Genomic DNA, 2,620 nt, shown 5'->3' on the forward strand with positions numbered 1-2,620 from the left:
TGTGCGCGGTCACGGTTTTCCCCACCCCCGGGTGGTTTGAGTCTCATGTAATGACGCATCCCGATTTCACCGAATTCCCCATGGGGATGACGAAGTTGGGCTTGAGGGTCCTGGCCATCACGAACACGCACATGTCCCTCGACCTGCACCACGAGAGGTCGATGGACGCACCTGATGGCAAGGAGATCATTCACCGTGGTCGACATCATCGAGATCTACGTCCACTGGTACGCAGGCCGCTCCAAGAGTGAGCTGGCCACATCGCTTGGCGTGGACCGCAAGACGGTCAGGAAGTACCTGGCCCCGGCGGAACTGTCCGGGATCACCCCCGGCGGCCCGCCCATGAGCGAGGACGACTGGGCCAAGCTGATCAAGAGCTGGTTCCCGGAGCTCGCCGACCGGCGCCTGCGGCAGATCACCTGGGACCAGTTCGACGAACACCGCGACTACATCAGCAGCCTGCTCGGAACGGTCACCGTCACCACGATCCACCAGCGGCTCCGCGACGAACGCGGAGTGCGGGCATCCCGGTCCTCGCTCCACCGCTGGATCGAGGCCACCCTGCCCGGCGAGACGAAAAGATCGCAGGTCACCGTCCTGCGTGACGAAGTCGAGCCCGGCTCGGAAGCCCAGATCGACTACGGCTTCCTGGGGCAGTGGACCAACCCACGCACCGGCAAACGGCACCGTGTCTGGGCCTTCGTGATGGTGCTGCCCGCCTCCCGGCACATGTTCATCCGCCCGGTGCTCACCCTGGACCAGCACGCCTGGACCGAATCACACGTCGCCGCCTTCACGTTCTTCGGCGGTGTCCCGCGTCGGCTGGTGCCGGACAACCTGCGCACCGGTGTCGACAAGCCCGACCTCTACGACCCCAAAATCAACAAAGCGTATGCCGAACTCGCCTCCCACTACGGTGCCTTGGTGGATCCGGCCCGGGCCGGGAAGCCGAAGGACAAGCCTCGGGTCGAACGTCCGATGCCCTATATCCGGGACTCGTTCTGGCGAGGGCGGGAGTTCGTCTCCGTCGAGCACATGCAGGCCGAGGCGATCGGCTGGTGCGGCAAGGTAGCCGGCCGCCGCCAGTGCCGACCGCTGGGCGGGGCCTCGCCGCTGTCGGTGTTCGAGGCCATCGAGGCAGAGGTGCTGCTGCCGCTGCCGGAGACACCGTTCGTGCTGGCCCGCTGGTCAACGGCCGTGGTCGGCCCGGACATTCACATCAAGGTCGGCCGCACCCTCTACTCGGTGCCCTGGAAGCTGATCGGCCGCCGGGTCGACGTCCGCTCCACCGCCACGATGGTGCAGGTCTTCCTCGACGGCGATCTGGTCAAGACACACGCGGCGCTTGAGCAGGGCAAACGCACCGACAAGACCGACTACCCGCCGGAAAAGATCGCCTTCCAGATGAAGACGCCGATCTGGTGCCGCACGCAGGCCGGCCAGGTCGGTGGCGCCTGCCGGGAAGTGGTCGAGTCGCTGCTGGAAGTCGGTGCCCTCTATCGCCTGCGGGCTGCCCAGGGCATCCTCGGCCTGCGCAAGAAGTACGGCGAGACGCGGCTGGAGGCCGCCTGCGCGAAGGCGATCGCGGTCGGAGACCCGTCCTACCGCACCATCAAGGGCATCCTGATCGCCGGCACCGAGACGGACCCCGAACCGGAGACCGGGGACGCCGGAGCCGCGGCCTTCCTGCACGGGCCCCAAGGGCTGTTCGCCACCGTCGAGACCCCCGACGCGGCGGACGGCGACCATGACGACCAGGGTCAGGACGGTGTTGCGTGATGAGCGTGATGGACACCGCTCTGCGGGAATCACTCAAGGCCCTGCGGCTGTCCGGGATGCTGGAGACCCTCGACGCCCGCCTCCTCCAAGCCCACGGCGGTGAACTCGGGCACCTGGACTTCCTTCAGGTCCTCTGCCAGGACGAGATCACCCGCCGCGAGACCGTTGCTTTCGAACGACGCCTGAAACGTGCGAAGTTCGAGCAACAGGTCACCCTGGAGGAGTTCGACTTCACCGCCTCCTCGAAACTGCCCGCGGCTCAGATCCGCGACCTGGGAGCCCTGCGCTGGCTGCACGCCGGCGAGTCCGTGATCCTCTTCGGCCCGGTCGGCGTCGGCAAGACCCACATCGCGCAGGCCCTCGGCCACCTCGCCGTCCGCCAGGGCGCAGGCGTCCGCTTCGCCAAGACCAGCCGGATCCTGGCCGAGCTGGCCGGCGGCCACGCGGACCGCACCTGGGACCGCCGCATCCGCGAACTGATCCGGCCCGACGTGCTCATCCTCGACGACTTCGCCATGCGCCAGCTGTCCGCGGCCCAGGCCGACGACCTTTACGAACTCGTCAGCGAGCGGCAAGGCCGGTCTCTGATCATCACGAGCAACCGGGCACCCAGCGACTGGTATCCACTCTTCCCCAACCCGGTCGTCGCCGAGTCTCTCCTGGACCGGCTGATCAACACCAGCCACCAGGTCATCATGAACGGCCCCAGCTATCGCCCGAACAAACGCCCCAAGAACCCCACCGCCAAGACCGACAAACCCAAGATCACCTAGAGCTCGACCAAGCCAGGACCTGGCCCATTACGTGAACACGAGGCCGGGGAATATCGCGAACGTTCACA

2 protein-coding genes are annotated in these 2,620 nt (G+C 66.7%); both read left to right on the forward strand.

The window, feature by feature from the left end; genetic code table 11:
* Nucleotides 1-195 precede the first annotated feature (195 nt).
* A complete protein-coding gene (istA, locus tag ACIRU3_RS47570; RefSeq protein WP_404070697.1) occupies nt 196-1,779 on the forward strand; it encodes an IS21 family transposase in 1,584 nt (527 codons plus the stop codon).
* A complete protein-coding gene (gene istB, locus ACIRU3_RS47575) occupies nt 1,779-2,552 on the forward strand; it encodes an IS21-like element helper ATPase IstB (RefSeq protein ID WP_404070694.1) in 774 nt (257 codons plus the stop codon). The genes istA and istB overlap by 1 nt, the downstream gene beginning before the upstream one ends.
* Nucleotides 2,553-2,620: the final 68 nt, after the last annotated feature.

Source organism: Streptomyces sp. NPDC101151, assembly GCF_044768335.1.
Classification (GTDB): Bacteria; Actinomycetota; Actinomycetes; order Streptomycetales; family Streptomycetaceae; genus Streptomyces.

What these genes read in the sequence shown, in the direction of transcription:
- istB (WP_404070694.1), top strand. Translation starts at nt 1,779, where the DNA reads ATGAGCGTGATGGACACCGCTCTGCGGGAATCACTCAAGGCCCTGCGG.